Annotated in this window: 16 protein-coding genes and 1 pseudogene; 14 read left to right on the top strand and 3 right to left on the bottom strand. The window is 70.5% G+C overall.

The window, feature by feature from the left end; genetic code table 11:
- Nucleotide 1 precedes the first annotated feature (1 nt).
- On the top strand, nt 2-637 hold the full coding sequence (locus tag OH768_RS08650; protein ID WP_406451684.1) for a DJ-1/PfpI family protein: 636 nt from the start codon (nt 2-4) through the stop codon (nt 635-637).
- Here OH768_RS08650 and OH768_RS08645 read toward each other — a convergent pair.
- Nucleotides 630-1373 (bottom strand): enoyl-CoA hydratase/isomerase family protein, encoded by a 744-nt coding sequence (locus OH768_RS08645; protein ID WP_406451682.1) that lies wholly within the window; start codon nt 1371-1373, stop codon nt 630-632. The genes OH768_RS08650 and OH768_RS08645 overlap by 8 nt on opposite strands.
- A gap of 204 nt (nt 1374-1577) precedes the next feature.
- On the opposite strand from OH768_RS08645, the gene OH768_RS08640 reads away from it, so the two are divergent.
- Nucleotides 1578-2090, top strand: a complete 513-nt coding sequence (locus OH768_RS08640; protein WP_406465194.1) for an ATP-binding protein — start codon at nt 1578-1580, stop codon at nt 2088-2090.
- Nucleotides 2091-2099: 9 nt separating this feature from the next.
- On the opposite strand, the gene idi is transcribed toward OH768_RS08640, so the two are convergent.
- Together idi and OH768_RS08630 are read right to left on the bottom strand one after the other, a co-directional pair.
- Nucleotides 2100-2693, bottom strand: a complete 594-nt coding sequence (gene idi / locus OH768_RS08635) for an isopentenyl-diphosphate Delta-isomerase (protein ID WP_406451680.1) — start codon at nt 2691-2693, stop codon at nt 2100-2102.
- A gap of 200 nt (nt 2694-2893) precedes the next feature.
- Nucleotides 2894-3722: pseudogene (locus OH768_RS08630) on the bottom strand (cation diffusion facilitator family transporter).
- A gap of 438 nt (nt 3723-4160) precedes the next feature.
- Between OH768_RS08630 and OH768_RS08625 the strand changes: the two are divergent.
- The 12 genes from OH768_RS08625 to OH768_RS08570 all read left to right on the top strand — a co-directional run bounded on the left by OH768_RS08625 (nt 4161) and on the right by OH768_RS08570 (nt 16205).
- Nucleotides 4161-5954, top strand: a complete 1794-nt coding sequence (locus OH768_RS08625; protein ID WP_406451678.1) for a DUF5941 domain-containing protein — start codon at nt 4161-4163, stop codon at nt 5952-5954.
- A complete protein-coding gene (locus OH768_RS08620; RefSeq protein WP_406451676.1) occupies nt 5951-6703 on the top strand; it encodes a sugar phosphate nucleotidyltransferase in 753 nt (250 codons plus the stop codon). Before OH768_RS08625 ends, OH768_RS08620 begins: the two co-directional genes overlap by 4 nt.
- Nucleotides 6691-7752 (top strand): iron-containing alcohol dehydrogenase family protein, encoded by a 1062-nt coding sequence (locus OH768_RS08615; RefSeq protein WP_406451674.1) that lies wholly within the window; start codon nt 6691-6693, stop codon nt 7750-7752. The genes OH768_RS08620 and OH768_RS08615 overlap by 13 nt, the downstream gene beginning before the upstream one ends.
- Entirely contained in the window at nt 7730-8509 is a 780-nt protein-coding gene (locus tag OH768_RS08610) for a CDP-alcohol phosphatidyltransferase family protein (protein ID WP_078532484.1), read from the top strand. Before OH768_RS08615 ends, OH768_RS08610 begins: the two co-directional genes overlap by 23 nt.
- 5 nt (nt 8510-8514) lie before the next feature.
- A complete protein-coding gene (locus OH768_RS08605; protein ID WP_406465192.1) occupies nt 8515-9387 on the top strand; it encodes a glycosyltransferase family 2 protein in 873 nt (290 codons plus the stop codon).
- Nucleotides 9388-9537: 150 nt separating this feature from the next.
- A complete protein-coding gene (locus OH768_RS08600) occupies nt 9538-10467 on the top strand; it encodes an ABC transporter permease (protein ID WP_400971548.1) in 930 nt (309 codons plus the stop codon).
- Complete coding sequence (locus OH768_RS08595; RefSeq protein WP_406451671.1) at nt 10460-11266, top strand: ABC transporter ATP-binding protein; 807 nt, start codon at nt 10460-10462, stop codon at nt 11264-11266. The genes OH768_RS08600 and OH768_RS08595 overlap by 8 nt, the downstream gene beginning before the upstream one ends.
- Nucleotides 11267-11652: 386 nt before the next feature.
- Nucleotides 11653-12555: a squalene synthase HpnC gene (hpnC, locus tag OH768_RS08590; protein ID WP_406451669.1), complete on the top strand. Its 903-nt coding sequence runs from the start codon at nt 11653-11655 to the stop codon at nt 12553-12555.
- Nucleotides 12552-13502 (top strand): presqualene diphosphate synthase HpnD, encoded by a 951-nt coding sequence (gene hpnD / locus OH768_RS08585; protein ID WP_406451667.1) that lies wholly within the window; start codon nt 12552-12554, stop codon nt 13500-13502. Before hpnC ends, hpnD begins: the two co-directional genes overlap by 4 nt.
- Nucleotides 13502-13642 carry a DUF6380 family protein gene (locus OH768_RS08580; RefSeq protein WP_388104255.1) on the top strand — a complete coding sequence of 47 codons (141 nt, stop codon included), beginning with the start codon at nt 13502-13504 and terminating at the stop codon, nt 13640-13642. The genes hpnD and OH768_RS08580 overlap by 1 nt, the downstream gene beginning before the upstream one ends.
- The gene (hpnE, locus tag OH768_RS08575; protein WP_406451665.1) at nt 13639-15072 is read left to right on the top strand and encodes a hydroxysqualene dehydroxylase HpnE; all 1434 of its coding nucleotides are present in this window, start codon (nt 13639-13641) and stop codon (nt 15070-15072) included. Before OH768_RS08580 ends, hpnE begins: the two co-directional genes overlap by 4 nt.
- A complete protein-coding gene (locus tag OH768_RS08570) occupies nt 15072-16205 on the top strand; it encodes a polyprenyl synthetase family protein (RefSeq protein ID WP_406451663.1) in 1134 nt (377 codons plus the stop codon). The genes hpnE and OH768_RS08570 overlap by 1 nt, the downstream gene beginning before the upstream one ends.
- Nucleotides 16206-16208: the final 3 nt, after the last annotated feature.

The following is a 16208-nucleotide window of genomic DNA, read 5'->3' as shown; positions in this document are numbered from 1 at the left end:
GATGCAAATCGCCATCGTCCTCTTCGACCGCTTCACCGCTCTCGACGCCGTCGGCCCCTACGAAACCCTCGGCCGTCTCCCCGACGCGGAGACCGTCTTCGTCGCCGAGGAGACAGGCCCTGTCCGCAACGAGAGCGGGAATCTGGCGCTCGTCGCCGACAGGACTCTGGCCGAGGTGCCGAGCCCTGACATCGTGGTCGTCCCGGGCGGCCCCGGCCAGACCCCGCAGATGGAGAACGAGACCCTCCTGGACTGGCTGCGCACTGCCGACGCGACCAGCACCTGGACGACCTCGGTGTGCACCGGCTCCCTGCTGCTGGCCGCCGCGGGGCTCCTGGACGGCCGGCGCGCGACCTCGCACTGGCTGGCCCTGGAGCAGTTGGAGCGGTTCGGCGTCGAGCCCACGGGGGAACGCGTGGTGACCGACGGCAAGTACGTCACCGCGGCCGGTGTCTCCTCCGGCATCGACATGGGCCTGACTCTGCTCGGCCGGATCGCCGGCGACGAACACGCCCAGGCCGTACAGCTGGCGATCGAGTACGACCCGCAGCCGCCTTACGACGCGGGCTCCCCGGAGAAGGCGCCTGCGCACCTCGTCGAGAAGATCCGGGCCAAGAGCCGCTTCCTCCTCAAGTAGTCCAGGTGAACCGCGGCTCGCGGCGTTCCAGGAACGCGGCGACGCCCTCCGCGGTGTCGTCGCTGCCGCGTGCCTGCTCGGCCCAGTGACCGTCCCTGTCCGTACGCCCGTTGGCGAACTCCTTCGCCGCGGCCTGCGTCAGCCGCGAGCGGGCGGCCAGCACCCGGGTGAACTCCGCGAGCCGCTTGGCGAGTTCGCCCTCGGGCAGCAGCTCGTCGAGAAACCCGGTGCGCAGCGCCCGCTCCGCGTCGACCAACTCACCCGAGAACAGCAGGTACTTGGCGGCCCCCGGCCCCACCAGCGACACCAACCGCCGGGTGGAGGACGCCGGATACACGATCCCGAGCTTCGCCGGAGTCACCCCGAACAGCGCCCCCTGCTCCGCGAACCGAAGATCGCAGGCCGCCGCCAACTGCGCGCCGCCGCCCACACAGTGACCCCGGATCGCGGCCAGTGTCGGCTTCGGGAACGCCGCGAGCGCCTCCTCCGCGAGCACCGCTAGCCCCTGCGCCTCACCCGCCGACTCCCGCAGCGTGGAGATGTCGGCCCCGGCGCAGAACGTCCCGCCCTCACCGGTCAGCACCAGTGCCCGTACGGCCGGATCGGCGGCCAGGGTGTCGAGCAGCGGCGGCAGCGCGCGCCACATGGCGGCCGTCATCGCGTTGCGCTTGCCGGGATGGTGGACGACGACGGTGGCGACCGAGTCGGTGACATCGTGCAGCAGTCGGGGCTCCATGCGCCGGATGCTACGTACAACCGGAAGAGTTCGCGAAGTTGGCATGATCGGAACACGAGCGGTCCGACACGCGACCGTGCCGGGCGGAAGTGGTCGTAATACACCCGAAAACTGCTGACTTCTGTTCAGTCGTAGGGGGTGGAGCGGGTCGTTGCCAACACTCGTCGGGTGGTGACAATCGAGCGCAAGGGTGGCGACCGGACGATGGAGAACGATGGGCGTGGGTCAGACCCCCGCCCAGAAGGCGGCGTCGGGGACGATCCCCCGGCCCCCGCCCCGCCGGGTCCGCTGCCGTACGAGGGAGTCTGGCGGTTCACCGCCTCCGCCGTCGACGCCTCCGTCCCGCAGGCGCGACACGCTGTACGGGACCTGCTCTTCCGTCAGGGCGTGCCCCTGACGGAAGACCTGCTGCAGGGGCTGTTGCTGATCGTCTCCGAGCTGGTCACCAACGGGGTCAAGCACGCGGCGCTGCTGTCGCCGATACTCGCGGTGGAGGTCGCCGTGGGCGCCGAGTGGGTGCGGGTGTCCGTCGAGGACAACCACCCCTACCGCCCGACCGCCCTGGTGGCCGACCACGACGAGACCGGTGGCCGGGGACTGCTGCTGGTGCGCGAGGTGACCCGGGAGGCGGGCGGTGTCTGCGACGTCGAGCACACGGCGAGCGGCGGCAAGGTGATCTGGGCCGCGCTGCCGCTCACCGCCGCGCGGGTGCCGTAGGCCGGGCGGTCACCAGCCCGCGGACGGGCCCGTCAGCTCGCGGACCGCCGGACGGGCCGCGTCCAGCACCGTCATGAACCAGGACGAGAAGGTGTCCTTCGCGTGCCGCTCCGCCAGCTCGGCGGGGCTCACGAACGCGGTCGTGCCCACCTCCTCCGGGTCCGGCCGCAGCGGGGACTGCAGCATGCCGACGAAGAGGTGGTTGTACTCCTGCTCCACCAGGCCCGAGACCGGGTCCGGGTGGTTGTAGCGCACCGTGCCCGCCTCGGCGAGCAGCGACGGCGACACCCCGAGCTCCTCGTAGGTCCGCCGGGCCGCCGCCGCGAAGGGCGCCTCGCCCGGGTAGGGGTGACCGCAGCAGGTGTTGGACCAGACACCGGGGGAGTGGTACTTGCCGAGCGCCCGCTGCTGGAGCAGCAGCCGACCCTGCTCGTCGAAGAGGAAGACGGAGAAGGCGCGGTGCAGCCGCCCCGGTGGCTGGTGGGCGGAGAGCTTCTCCGCGGTGCCGATCGTCACGCCGTTCTCGTCGACCAGTTCGAGCAGGATCGCTTCAGCGGTGCCGTTCGACGAGCTGTGCGTCGTGGTGGCAGGTGTGATCGGCATACCCATCCTTCACATCGGTCTTCAAAGCCAAGTCTGCCGTACGAATCCGGCACTCCCGGCAGTTCATCGTGCCCGGCGCGGCGACGTGGGAACCGTCCGGGGGTGGGGTCACGGGAGTGTGGACACGGGTGTGCGTCGGACGGTTGCGTTCCGTCCGGCCTGGTCGATTTCCCTCCGATTCCGTCGGCTTCTGTCAGCCGTCAATGACAGAGCCTCGCCTCGTGCTCCGCGTACCCGCCGGGCTCCAGCTGGAAGGTGCAGTGCTCCACGTCGAAGTGGTCGCCGAGGCAGCCCTGGAGTTCGTGGAGCACCTTCTCGTTGCCGATGGCGTTCAGCACCTCCGAGCCGACGACCACGTGCGCGGAGAGCACCGGCATGCCTGAGGTGATCGTCCAGGCGTGCAGATCGTGGGTGTCCTCGACACCGTCCAGGGCCAGGATATGGGCGCGCACCTCCCGCATGTCGACGTCCTTGGGCGCCGACTCCAGCAGTGCGTCGAGGGTCTCGCGCAGCAGCTTCAGCGTGCGCGGCACGATCATCAGGCCGATGACGAGCGAGGCGATCGGGTCGGCCGCCCTGCCATCCCGTGGTCAGGATCACCACGGCCGAGACGATCACCGCGAGGGAGCCCAGCGAGTCGGCGGCCACCTCCAGGAACGCGCCGCGCACATTGAGGCTCTCCTTCTGGCCGCGCACCAGCAGCGTGAGGGAGATCATGTTCGCGACCAGGCCGATCAGACCGAACACGACGGTCGGCCCGCCCTTGGTGTCGGCGGGCACGACGAACCGCTGGACCGCCTCGTACAGGACGTATCCGCCGACGCCGAGCAGCAGCAGACAGTTGGCGAGCGCGGCGAGGATCTCCGCGCGGGCGTAGCCGAAGGTGCGGTTGTCGGCCGCCGGGCGGTCGGCGAAGTGGATCGCGAGCAGCGCCATGCCGAGCCCGAGTGCGTCCGTCGCCATGTGGGCCGCGTCCGCGATGAGCGCGAGGGAGTCCGCGAGCAGCCCGCCGACCACCTCGACCGCCATCACGGTGAGCGTGATCCCCAGCGCGACGCGCAGCCTGCCCCGGTACGCGGCGGCGGCCGTACCGGTGACGGGAGTGCCGTGCGCAGGGGAACGCCCGTGGTCGTGCCCAGGTCGGGTTGGCGCGGAGTGCCTGCGGGAGGGGGTGGAACACGGCCCATGACGGCGGCCGCACGCGTGGACCGCCGTCATGGGCTCCGCGGAATGTCCGGCGATGCCCGCTCTGGCAGGTGCGGTTTGTGGGCCGGGGCCCGAATCCCTGATGATGATCTCGGCGGAGGTACCTGCAGACCCTGTTGATCAGCCCATGAACGGCCGGTGAACACGGGCTTGAGAGCATCCGATAGCCTCTGCCGACATGCCGCCCGGGTGCCACCCAAGGGGCGCCACCACCATGCACATGACCGGCGCCCACGCGTCGGCACCAGGGAGTGAGTTCGGTTGTCGACCGCCATCCTCACCGGTCAGCCGGTCCCCGGATCGTCGATCGAGGACGACCTGCGCTCGCTCGGCTTCGACGTCCGGATCGCCGCCGACGCCACCGAGGCGGAGACGCTTCTGTCGGCCGTTCCCGGTGACCGTCGCGTCGCCGTCGTGGACGCCCGCTTCGTGGGCCACCTGCACGCGCTCCGCCTCGGCCTCACCGACCCCCGCTTCCCGCTCGCCGCGGTGCCGGGCGCCGTCACCGCGCAGCCGGCCGGCCGCCAGGCCCTGACCCGCGCGATGGCCCGGGAGAACTCGGCGGGCGGCGGCACGACCCTCCTCGACAACCTCGCCGACCGCATCGTCACCGTCCTCGACGCCGAAGGCTCCGACGTGCACCGCCCCGAGCTGGGCAGCCTCGTCGCCACGGTTCCCGCGGACCCGCAGGCCAGCAACGAGGCACGGCAGGCGGTGGCCGCCGTCGACGACGAGGCCGTACGCCTGAAGTCGGCCGTGAAGTCCCGCGACGGCTTCTTCACCACCCACTTCATCAGCCCGTACTCGCGCTACCTCGCCCGCTGGTGCGCCCGCCGCGGCCTCACCCCGAACCAGGTCACCACCGCGTCCCTCCTCACCGCGCTCATCGCGGCGGGCTGCGCGGCCACCGGCACCCGCGCCGGGTTCGTCGCGGCCGGCGTCCTGCTCATCGCGTCCTTCGTCCTGGACTGCACCGACGGCCAGCTCGCCCGCTACTCCCTGCAGTACTCCACCCTCGGCGCCTGGCTCGACGCCACCTTCGACCGCGCCAAGGAGTACGCCTACTACGCGGGCCTCGCGCTGGGAGCGGCCCGCGGCGGCGACGACGTATGGGCGCTCGCGCTCGGCGCGATGATCCTGCAGACCTGCCGGCACGTCGTGGACTTCTCCTTCAACGAGGCCAACCACGACGCCACCGCCAACACCAGCCCCACCGCCGCCCTCTCCGACAAGCTCGACAGCGTCGGCTGGACGGTCTGGGTGCGCCGGATGATAGTCCTGCCCATCGGCGAACGATGGGCGATGATCGCCGTCCTCACGGCCGTGACGACCCCCCGGATCACCTTCTACGTCCTCCTCGTCGGCTGCGCCTTCGCGGCGACGTACACGACGGCGGGCCGGGTGCTGCGCTCGCTGACCCGGAAGGCACGGCGGACGGACCGGGCGGCGCAGGCGCTGGCGGACCTGGCGGACAGCGGGCCGCTGGCTCAGGGGCTGACGCGCATCGCGCGCCGGGTGTCCCTGCGGGCACCGGCCTACACCGCGCTGGTCGGCACGGCGGTCGTCCTCCTGGCGGCCTGGTTCGGCGGATACGGAAGCTGGGTGCCGGTCCTGGGTGCCGTCTTCTACGTGCTCCAGTCCCCGCTCGCCGTCGCCCGCCCCCTCAAGGGCTCCCTCGACTGGCTGGTCCCCCCGCTCTTCCGGGCGGCCGAATACTGCACCGTCCTCATCCTTGCGGCTGAAGCGGAGGTAAACGGAGCGCTTCCTGCGGCTTTCGGCCTGGTGGCGGCAGTCGCCTACCATCACTACGACACGGTGTACCGCATTCGCGGCAACGCCGGGGCGTCCCCGGCCTGGCTGGTGCGGGCCATAGGGGGGCACGAAGGGCGGACGCTGCTCGTCACCGTTCTCGCCGCCGTGCTCACCGCGTCGCAGTTCACGGTCGCGCTCACGGTCCTCGCCGTGGCCGTGGCCCTGCTGGTGCTCTTCGAGAGCATCCGCTTCTGGGTGTCCGCAGGGGCGCCCGCCGTACACGATGAAGGAGAACCCGCATGATCGGCCTCGTGCTGGCGGCCGGCGCCGGACGGCGTCTGCGCCCCTACACCGACAGCCTTCCCAAGGCGCTGGTGCCGGTGGGGCCCGCGGGCATAGAGGGCGAACCCACGGTTCTGGACCTGACGCTCGGCAACTTCGCCGAGATCGGTCTGACCGAGGTCGCGATCATCGTCGGCTACCGCAAGGAAGCCGTGTACGAGCGCAAGGCTGCCCTTGAGGCGAAGTACGGCCTCAAGCTCACCCTCATCGACAACGACAAGGCCGAGGAGTGGAACAACGCCTACTCCCTGTGGTGCGGTCGTGACGCCCTCAAGGACGGCGTGATCCTCGCCAACGGCGACACCGTCCACCCGGTGTCCGTGGAGAAGACGCTGCTCGCGGCGCGCGGCGAGGGCAAGCGGATCATCCTCGCCCTCGACACCGTCAAGTCCCTCGCGGACGAGGAGATGAAGGTCGTCGTCGATCCCGCCAAGGGCATGACGAAGATCACCAAGCTGATGGACCCCGCCGAGGCCACCGGCGAGTACATCGGCGTCACCCTCATCGAGGGCGACGCCACCCCCGAACTGGCCGACGCGCTCAAGACCGTGTGGGAGACCGACCCGCAGCAGTTCTACGAGCACGGCTACCAGGAACTCGTCAACCGCGGCTTCCGGATCGACGTGGCCCCGATCGGCGACGTCAAGTGGGTCGAGATCGACAACCACGCCGATCTGGCCAAGGGGCGGGAGATCGCGTGCCTGTACTGACCCGGCTGATTCCCTCGCCCGTCGTCGTCGACATCCGCCCGGGTGCCCTCGACGACCTGGCCTGTGTCCTCGCCGACCAGCGCATCTCGCACTCCGGCCGACTCGCCGTCGCGGTCAGCGGCGGCTCCGGCGCCAGGCTGCGCGAACGCATCGAACCGAGCCTGCCCGGCGCCACCTGGTACGAGGTCGGCGGCGGCACCCTCGACGACGCGATCCGGCTGGCCGGCGACATGAAGGCCGGTCACTACGACGCGGTCGTGGGCCTCGGCGGCGGCAAGATCATCGACTGCGCCAAGTTCGCCGCGGCGCGCATCGGCCTGCCGCTGGTCGCCGTACCGACGAACCTCGCGCACGACGGCCTGTGCTCACCGGTCGCCACCCTCGACAACGACGCGGGCCGCGGCTCCTACGGTGTGCCGAACCCGATCGGCGTCGTCATCGACCTGGACGTCGTCCGTGAGGCACCAGCGCGCTTCGTGCGGGCGGGCATCGGCGACGCGATCTCCAACATCAACTCGATCGCGGACTGGGAACTGTCCAACCGCGTCAACGGCGAGAAGATCGACGGCCTCGCCGCCGCCATGGCCCGTCAGGCCGGCGAGGCGGTGCTCCGACACCCCGGCGGCATCGGGGACGGCGCCTTTCTCCAGGTGCTCGCCGAGGCACTGGTCCTCACCGGCGTCGCGATGTCGATCTCGGGCGACTCACGTCCCGCCTCCGGCTCCTGCCACGAGATCAACCACGCCTTCGACCTGCTCTTCCCCAAACGCGCCGCCGCCCACGGCGAGCAGTGCGGACTGGGCGCGGCCTTCGCGATGTACCTGCGCGGAGCCCACGAGGAATCGGCGTACATGGCCGAGGTGCTGCGCCGGCACGGACTGCCGGTGCTGCCGGAGGAGATCGGCTTCACGGTGGACGAGTTCGTCCGCGCCGTGGAGTTCGCTCCGGAGACCCGCCCCGGCCGCTACACGATCCTCGAACACCTCGACCTGAAAACCGACCAGATCAAGGACATCTACGCCGACTATGTCAAGGCCATCGGTAGCTGAACTCCGTCCCGTCGTCCACCCCGCAGGGGTGAAGGACCGGCGCAGCGGTGAGCACTGGATGGGACGCCTCTACATGCGTGAGGTGTCCCTGCGGGTGGACCGCTACCTGGTGAACACCAGGGTCTCGCCCAACCAGCTCACGTACCTGATGACCGTCTTCGGCGTCCTCGCCGCCCCGGCGCTGCTGGTGCCGGGGATCACGGGCGCCGTGCTGGGCGTGGTGTGCGTCCAGATGTATCTGCTGCTGGACTGCGTCGACGGCGAGATCGCCCGCTGGCGCAAGCAGTACTCCCTTGCAGGCGTCTACCTCGACCGGGTCGGCGCCTACCTCACCGACGCCGCCGTGCTCGTCGGCTTCGGGCTGCGCGCCGCCGACCTGTGGGGCAGCGGCCGTATCGACTGGCTGTGGGCCTTCCTCGGGACGCTGGCCGCGCTCGGCGCGATCCTGATCAAGGCCGAGACCGACCTGGTCGGCGTCGCTCGCCACCAGACCGGCAAGGCACCGGTGCAGGAGTCCGCGGCCGAGATGAGGTCCTCCGGGATGGCGCTGGCCCGCCGGGCCGCCGCAGCCTTCAAGTTCCACCGGCTGATCCTCGGCATCGAGGCGTCCCTGCTGATCCTGGTCCTCGCGATCGTGGACCAGGTCCGCGGCGACCTCTTCTACTCGCGGCTCGGCGTCGCCGTACTCGCCGGCATCGCGCTGCTCCAGACCCTGCTGCACCTGGTGTCGATCCTCGCGTCGAGCAGGCTGAAGTGAGCGGCATGAAGGTCGGCGCGGTGATCATCACCATGGGCAACCGGCCCGACGAACTCCGTGCCCTGCTCGACTCGGTCGCCAAGCAGGACGGCGACCGGGTCGAGGCGGTCGTGGTCGGCAACGGCTCGCCCGTCCCGGACGTACCGGACGGTGTCCGGACCATAGAGCTGCCCGAGAACCTCGGCATTCCCGGCGGGCGCAACCTCGGCCTGGAGGCCTTCGGGCCGTGCGGTCGAGATGTCGACATAGTGATGTTCCTCGACGACGACGGGCTCCTCGCCCAGCACGACACCGCCGAGCTGTGCCGCCAGGCTTTCGCCGCCGACCCCCGGCTCGGCATCATCAGTTTCCGCATAGCCGACCCGGGCACCGGCGTCACCCAGCGCCGCCACGTCCCCCGGCTGCGCGCCTCCGACCCGATGCGCTCCTCCCGGGTCACCACCTTCCTCGGCGGCGCCAACGCCGTCCGCACGAAGGTCTTCGCCGACGTCGGCGGACTCCCGGACGAGTTCTTCTACGCCCACGAGGAGACGGACCTCGCCTGGCGGGCCCTGGACGCCGGCTGGATGATCGACTACCGGTCCGACATGGTGCTGTACCACCCGACCACGGCGCCCTCGCGGCACGCGGTCTACCACCGCATGGTCGCCCGCAACCGGGTCTGGCTGGCCCGCCGGAACCTCCCCGCACCCCTGGTCCCCGTCTACCTCGGGGTGTGGCTGCTGCTCACCCTCCTGCGCCGCCCCTCGCGCCCGGCCCTGCAGGCCTGGTTCGGCGGCTTCAAGGAGGGCTGGACCACTCCGTGCGGACCGCGCAGGCCCATGAAGTGGCGTACGGTGTGGCGGCTGACCCGACTGGGTCGACCCCCCGTGATCTGACAGGCTCGGCGGTGCGTGACCGCGCGCTCGGCGCGCGGACGCCCCGTGAACCGTGTCCGGCGGCGGATACGTGTCCCGTCCTGTAGCACAATTCCGTAAGACGAACACAAGACGATCGTAAGACGCATCCGAACATGAAGGCTTCCACCCTTGAGTGAGACAACGCATGACGGCGGAGTCGCGGTGAGCCCGCGCCCGTCGCCCGACGAAGGCCTCACGGCGCCGCAGCTCGCCGCCAAATACGGGCTGACCGTGAGCGGCGCCCGCCCCGGACTCGTCGACTACGTCCGCCAGCTCTGGGGACGACGTCACTTCATCCTGGCCTTCTCCCAGGCGAAGCTGACGGCCCAGTACAGCCAGGCGAAGCTCGGCCAGCTCTGGCAGGTGGCCACCCCGCTGCTGAACGCGGCCGTCTACTTCTTCATCTTCGGCGTCATCCTGAAGGCCAGCCGGGGTATGTCGCGGGACGTGTACATCCCGTTCCTGGTCACCGGCGTGTTCGTGTTCACCTTCACGCAGAGCTCGATCATGGCGGGCGTCCGCGCGATCTCCGGCAACCTCGGCCTGGTGCGCGCGCTGCACTTCCCGCGCGCCTCGCTGCCGATCTCCTTCGCGCTCCAGCAGCTCCAGCAGCTGCTGTTCTCGATGACCGTGCTGTTCCTCATCGTGATCGGGTTCGGCAGCTACCCGAGCCTGTCGTGGCTGCTGATCCTCCCCGTCCTGCTGCTGCAGTTCCTCTTCAACACCGGGCTCGCGCTGATCGTGGCGCGGATGGGCGCCAAGACCCCGGACCTCGCCCAGCTGATGCCGTTCATCCTGCGCACCTGGATGTACACGTCCGGCGTCATGTTCTCCATCAGCAAGATGATGGAGGGCCGCTCCGAGGTCTTCGTCCGCCTGCTCCAGGTGAACCCGGCCGCCATCTACATGGACCTGATGCGCTTCGCGCTCATCGACGGCTACGGCTCCTCGAACCTTCCGCCGCACGTCTGGGCCATCGCGACCTTCTGGGCCGTGGTCCTGTTCGCCGGCGGCTTCGTGTACTTCTGGCAGGCGGAGGAGAGGTACGGCCGTGGCTGAGCCCAGCGTCGAGCAGAACCCGGTGGACCAGGCGCCGGGGTCGCTGATCCCCACCGTCGTCGCGGACGAACTGCACATCGTCTACCGCGTGCACGGCGCCAAGACCGGCAAGGGCAGCGCCACCGCAGCCCTCAGCCGCATAGTCAAGCGAGGCGAGGAGCGCGGGGTGCGCAAGGTGCACGCCGTCAAGGGCGTCTCCTTCGTGGCCTACCGGGGCGAGGCCGTCGGCCTGATCGGCTCCAACGGCTCCGGCAAGTCGACCCTGCTGCGCGCCATCGCCGGCCTGCTCCCGGCCGAGAGCGGCCGGGTCTACACCAACGGCCAGCCCTCGCTGCTGGGCGTGAACGCGGCCCTGATGAACGACCTCACCGGCGAGCGGAACGTCATCCTGGGCGGACTCGCCATGGGCATGAGCCGCGAACAGGTCAGGGAGCGCTACCAGGAGATCGTCGACTTCTCCGGGATCAACGAGAAGGGCGACTTCATCACCCTTCCCATGCGCACCTATTCCTCCGGAATGGCGGCCCGGCTGCGCTTCTCCATCGCCGCCGCCAAGGACCACGACGTCCTGATGATCGACGAGGCGCTGGCCACCGGCGACCGCAAGTTCCAGGTCCGCTCCGAGCAGCGCATCCGTGAACTGCGCAAGTCCGCGGGCACGGTGTTCCTGGTCAGCCACAACAACAAGTCGATCCGCGACACCTGCGACCGGGTGCTGTGGCTGGAACGCGGCGAACTGCGGATGGACGGGCCGACCGAAGAGGTCCTCAAGGAGTACGAGAAGTTCACCGGCAAGTAGTCCACTCGCATATGGGCACAAAAGCCCGGAACGCTTCCCAGGGCCCCGCCGGAACTGCTCCGGCGGGGCCCCGCGTCTGCAAAGGAAACGTCAACTCGGCCCGGCCCAAGGAATCTTGACACCAATCGGTGTGTTGTTGTGATGTGCAGGACACCCCGAGGAAGCTCGCCGCGTTGTACAACGTAAGCTGTACCGGTGCCGAATAGCGGCAAGTGGGGCGATAATGCGCGACACCCAAATGAGGGTCACCGTGCCGACGACTGGGCGGCGTGTCCGAAATAGTCTGTATTGGGTCGGCAGTGTAGAACGGGAGATGTGACGGCAATGGCTACGGAAACTCCCCAGCTCGCCGAAGCACGTGCCGTCCCCGCCTCTGGCAGCGAGCGGTGACGCGAAGCGGCACCGCCGCCACCGGTGATCCGGAGCGCGGCACACTCGACAAGGCCGCGGGCGAGAACTTCCCCGTGGCGCCTTTCTTCCTGCCCAGGGCGTGGCGCACCGACCTCATGGCGGTCTACGGATTCGCCCGCCTCGTCGACGACATCGGCGACGGCGACCTCGCCCCCGGTGGCGCCGACGCCAGGCTGCTCGGCGTGTCGCCCGAGGACGCGGAGGACCGCCTCGCCCTCCTGGACGCCTTCGAGGCCGATCTGCACCGCGTCTTCGACGGCACCCCGGGCCACCCCCTGCTGCGCCGCCTCCAGCCGACCGTCCGCCGGTGCGCGCTCACCCCGGAGCCCTTCCTCGGCCTGATCGCGGCGAACCGCCAGGACCAGCTCGTCACGCGCTACGAGACCTACGACGATCTCCTTGCCTACTGTGAACTCTCCGCAAACCCGGTCGGCCGCCTCGTCCTCGGCGTCACCGGCACCGAGACCCCCGAGCGGGTCCGGCTCTCCGACGCGATCTGCACCGCACTGCAGATCGTCGAACACCTTCAGGACGTGACCGAGGACCTCGGCCGCGACCGCATCTACCTGCCCGCCCAGGACATGAAGCGCTTTCACGTCCAGGAAGCGGATCTCGCCACGCCCTCCGCGGGCGCATCGGTGCGCGCACTGGTTGCATACGAAGCAGAACGCGCCCGGGATCTCCTGAATGAAGGCGCCCCCCTGGTGGGTAGCGTCCACGGCAGACTGAAGCTGCTGCTCGCGGGGTTCGTGGCGGGGGGACGGGCGGCGATCCGAGCGATCGTCGCCGCCGAGTACGACGTACTTCCCGGCCCGCCCAAACCCGGCAAGATCCAGTTGCTGCGTGAGGTGGGCGTGACTCTGCGAGGAGAGGGGTGATCCGGACCGTGGAGTCTGCACCGCACATGTCCGCGCCGGTACTCGCCGCCTACAGCTACTGCGAGGCCGTCACCGGACAACAGGCGCGCAATTTCGCGTACGGCATCAGACTGTTGCCCACGCCCAAGCGCCGCGCCATGTCGGCGCTGTACGCGTTCTCACGGCGTGTCGACGACATCGGCGACGGCACGCTGGCGACCGAGGTGAAGTCGGCGCGGCTGGAGGACACCCGGGCGCTGCTGACCCGGGTCCGCGAGGGCAAGGTCGAGGAGGACGACACCGACCCGGTCGCGGTCGCCCTCGCGCACGCGGCCGAGGCCTTCCCGATCCCGCTCGGCGGCCTGGACGAGCTGATCGACGGCGTCCTGATGGACGTCCAGGGCGAGACCTACGAGACCTGGGACGACCTGAAGGTCTACTGCCGGTGTGTCGCGGGCGCCATCGGGCGGCTTTCGCTCGGCGTGTTCGGCACGGAGGCGGGGGCGCGCGGCTCCGAACGCGCCTCGGAGTACGCCGACACGCTGGGGCTCGCGCTCCAGCTCACCAACATCCTGAGAGACGTCCGCGAGGACGCCGAGGGCGGCCGTACCTATCTGCCCGCCGACGACCTCGCGAAATTCGGCTGCTCGGCCGGGTTCAACGGGCCGACCCCGCCGGACGGCTCCGACTTCGCGGGTCTCGTGCACTTCGAGGTGCGGCGGGCCCGCACTCTTTTTGCCGAGGGCTACCGGCTGCTCCCCATGCTCGACCGCCGCAGCGGCGCCTGTGTCGCCGCGATGGCGGGCATCTACCGCCGCCTCCTGGACCGCATCGAGCGCGAGCCGGAGGCCGTGCTGCGCGGCCGGGTCTCACTGCCCGGCCGCGAGAAGGCCTACGTCGCCGTGCGCGGCCTGTCCGGACTGGACACCCGCCACGTCACGCGCAGGACCCTCAGGAGGCGCACCTGATGGACAAAGTGGGCCAAGGTGATGTCACCGGAGAAATGCGGCACGCAACCCTCCGGTGCGCGGTGGCGTCCCTGACTGCGACGACCTGCCATGGAGGGTTCGCGCACCACGGTGGGCGCACAGGGGGGAGTGCACGATGAGCGACGGGACGCAGGGCGGCGACGGGCTGCCCTCGGATCCATCGACGGGAGGGGCCGGACGGCATGCCGTCGTGGTCGGCGGCGGACTGGCCGGCATCACCACCGCGCTCGCGCTCGCCGACGCCGGAGTCCGCGTCACCCTGCTCGAAGGCCGCCCGCGCCTGGGCGGGCTCGCCTTCTCCTTCCAGCGCGGCGACCTCACCGTCGACAACGGACAGCACGTGTATCTGCGCTGCTGCACCGCCTACCGCTGGTTCCTCGACCGTATCGAGGGCGCGGCGCTGTCTCCGCTGCAGGATCGTCTCGACGTGCCCGTACTCGACGCGAACCGCCCCGAGGGACGCAGACTCGGCAGACTCCGGCGCGACGCGTTGCCCGTACCTCTGCATCTCGGGCGCAGCCTCGCCACCTACCCGCATCTCTCGCTCGCCGAGCGCGTCAAAGTAGGCCGTGCCGCTCTCGCGCTCAAGGGGCTCGACCTCAACGATCCGGCCCTGGACACACAGGACTTCGGCAGCTGGCTGGCCGCGCACGGTCAGTCCGCGCGCGCCGTCGAGGCACTGTGGGACCTGGTGGGGGTCGCCACCCTCAACGCGGTGGCCGGCGATTCCTCGCTGGCGCTGGCCGCGATGGTGTTCAAGACCGGTCTGCTCTCCGACCCGGGCGCGGCCGACATCGGCTGGGCCCACGTGCCGCTGGGCGAACTGCACGACCGGCTGGCCCGCAAGGCGCTCGACTCCGCGGGCGTGCGCACCGAAGTCCGTACACGCGTCACCTCCATCTCCACTGAGGAGAACGGGCGTTGGAGCGTTCAGGTTCCCGGCGAGAGCATCGGGGCCGACGCCGTCGTCCTCGCCGTACCGCAGCGCGAGGCCCACGATCTGCTGCCCGGCGGTGCCCTCGACGCCCCTGAGCAGCTGCTCGCCATCGACACCGCGCCGATCCTCAACGTCCACGTCGTCTACGACCGCAAGGTGCTCGCCCGGCCCTTCTTCGCGGCGCTGGGCAGCCCCGTGCAGTGGGTGTTCGACCGGACCGGGGCGTCCGGGCTGAAGGACGGCCAGTACCTGGCGCTGTCCCAGTCCGCCGCGCACGACGAGATCGACGAGACCGTCGCCGTACTGCGCGAGCGCTACCTTCCCGAGCTGGAGCGGCTGCTGCCCGGTGCGCGCGGCGCCGAGGTGAGGGACTTCTTCGTGACCAGGGAGCGCACGGCGACGTTCGCTCCCGCCCCCGGCGTCGGACGGCTGCGGCCCGGCGCCCGCACCAAGGCCCCCGGCCTGTACCTGGCCGGAGCGTGGACCGCCACAGGGTGGCCCGCGACCATGGAAAGTGCGGTCCGCAGTGGTGTGAGTGCCGCGGACGCCGCGCTCGCTGCCCTGGGCCGGCCCCGCCCCCGACAACTCTTCGAGTTCGAGGAGGCGGCCTGATGCTCGATCGGCATACGGCAGGCCCCCGCACCCCCGGTACCGCGACAAGAGGAGAGACTGTGCCCACTGTGCCCCCGGCCGAGACGGCCGCTGCGAGGACCGCGGTGGACGTGTCCGCGCTCCTGGAGCGCGGCCGGACCCTTGCCGCACCGGTACTGCGGGCCGCCGTGGACCGCCTGGCACCGCCCATGGACACCGTCTCCGCCTACCACTTCGGCTGGATCGACGCCGAGGGCAACCCGGCCGCAGGCGACGGCGGCAAGGCCGTACGCCCCGCGCTCGCCGTGCTCTCCGCCGAGGTCACCGGTGCCGCGCCCGAGGTCGGCATCCCGGGTGCCGTCGCCGTCGAGCTGGTCCACAACTTCTCGCTGCTGCACGACGACCTGATGGACGGCGACGAACAGCGCCGGCACCGCGACACCGTGTGGAAGGTGCACGGCCCCGCGCAGGCCATCCTGGTCGGCGACGCCCTGTTCGCGCTCGCCAACGAGGTCCTGCTGGAACTCGGCACCGTCGAGGCCGGCCGTGCCACCCGCCGCCTCACCACCGCGACCCGCGCCCTCATCGACGGCCAGGCGCAGGACATCTCCTACGAGCACCGCGACCGCGTCAGCGTCGAGGAGTGCCTGGAGATGGAGGGCAACAAGACCGGCGCCCTGCTCGCCTGCGCCTCCTCCATCGGGGCCGTGCTCGGCGGTGCGGACGACCGCACCGCCGACGTCCTGGAGAAGTACGGCCACCACCTCGGCCTGGCCTTCCAGGCCGTCGACGACCTCCTCGGCATCTGGGGCGACCCGGAGTCCACCGGGAAGCAGACCTGGAGCGATCTGCGCCAGCGCAAGAAGTCCCTGCCCGTGGTGGCGGCGCTCGCGGCGGGCGGACCTGCCTCCGAGCGGCTCGGCGAGATCCTCGCCGCCGACGCCAAGAGCAGCGACTTCGAGAACTTCTCCGAGGAGGAGTTCGCGGCCCGCGCCGCGCTCATCGAGGAGGCCGGCGGCCGCGAGTGGACCGCCGAAGAGGCACGCCGTCAGCACACCATCGCCATCGAGGTCCTGGACGCCATCACCATGCCCGACCGGGTTCGGGCGCAGTTCACTGCACTCGCCGACTTCGTCGTCGTACGAAAGAGATGATCA

Origin of the sequence: Streptomyces sp. NBC_01622 (assembly GCF_045209635.1) — a bacterium.
In the GTDB taxonomy this organism is placed as follows: Bacteria; Actinomycetota; Actinomycetes; order Streptomycetales; family Streptomycetaceae; genus Streptomyces.
The sequence above is the reverse complement of the archived record's forward strand: the minus strand, read 5'-3'. Positions and strand labels throughout refer to the sequence as shown.

What these genes read in the sequence shown, in the direction of transcription:
- OH768_RS08650 (WP_406451684.1), top strand. Translation starts at nt 2, where the DNA reads ATGCAAATCGCCATCGTCCTCTTCGACCGCTTCACCGCTCTCGACGCC.
- OH768_RS08645 (WP_406451682.1), bottom strand. Translation starts at nt 1,373, where the DNA reads ATGGAGCCCCGACTGCTGCACGATGTCACCGACTCGGTCGCCACCGTC.
- OH768_RS08640 (WP_406465194.1), top strand. Translation starts at nt 1,578, where the DNA reads ATGGAGAACGATGGGCGTGGGTCAGACCCCCGCCCAGAAGGCGGCGTC.
- idi (WP_406451680.1), bottom strand. Translation starts at nt 2,693, where the DNA reads ATGCCGATCACACCTGCCACCACGACGCACAGCTCGTCGAACGGCACC.
- OH768_RS08620 (WP_406451676.1), top strand. Translation starts at nt 5,951, where the DNA reads ATGATCGGCCTCGTGCTGGCGGCCGGCGCCGGACGGCGTCTGCGCCCC.
- OH768_RS08610 (WP_078532484.1), top strand. Translation starts at nt 7,730, where the DNA reads ATGTCAAGGCCATCGGTAGCTGAACTCCGTCCCGTCGTCCACCCCGCA.
- OH768_RS08605 (WP_406465192.1), top strand. Translation starts at nt 8,515, where the DNA reads ATGAAGGTCGGCGCGGTGATCATCACCATGGGCAACCGGCCCGACGAA.
- OH768_RS08580 (WP_388104255.1), top strand. Translation starts at nt 13,502, where the DNA reads ATGGACAAAGTGGGCCAAGGTGATGTCACCGGAGAAATGCGGCACGCA.
- hpnE (WP_406451665.1), top strand. Translation starts at nt 13,639, where the DNA reads ATGAGCGACGGGACGCAGGGCGGCGACGGGCTGCCCTCGGATCCATCG.
- OH768_RS08570 (WP_406451663.1), top strand. Translation starts at nt 15,072, where the DNA reads ATGCTCGATCGGCATACGGCAGGCCCCCGCACCCCCGGTACCGCGACA.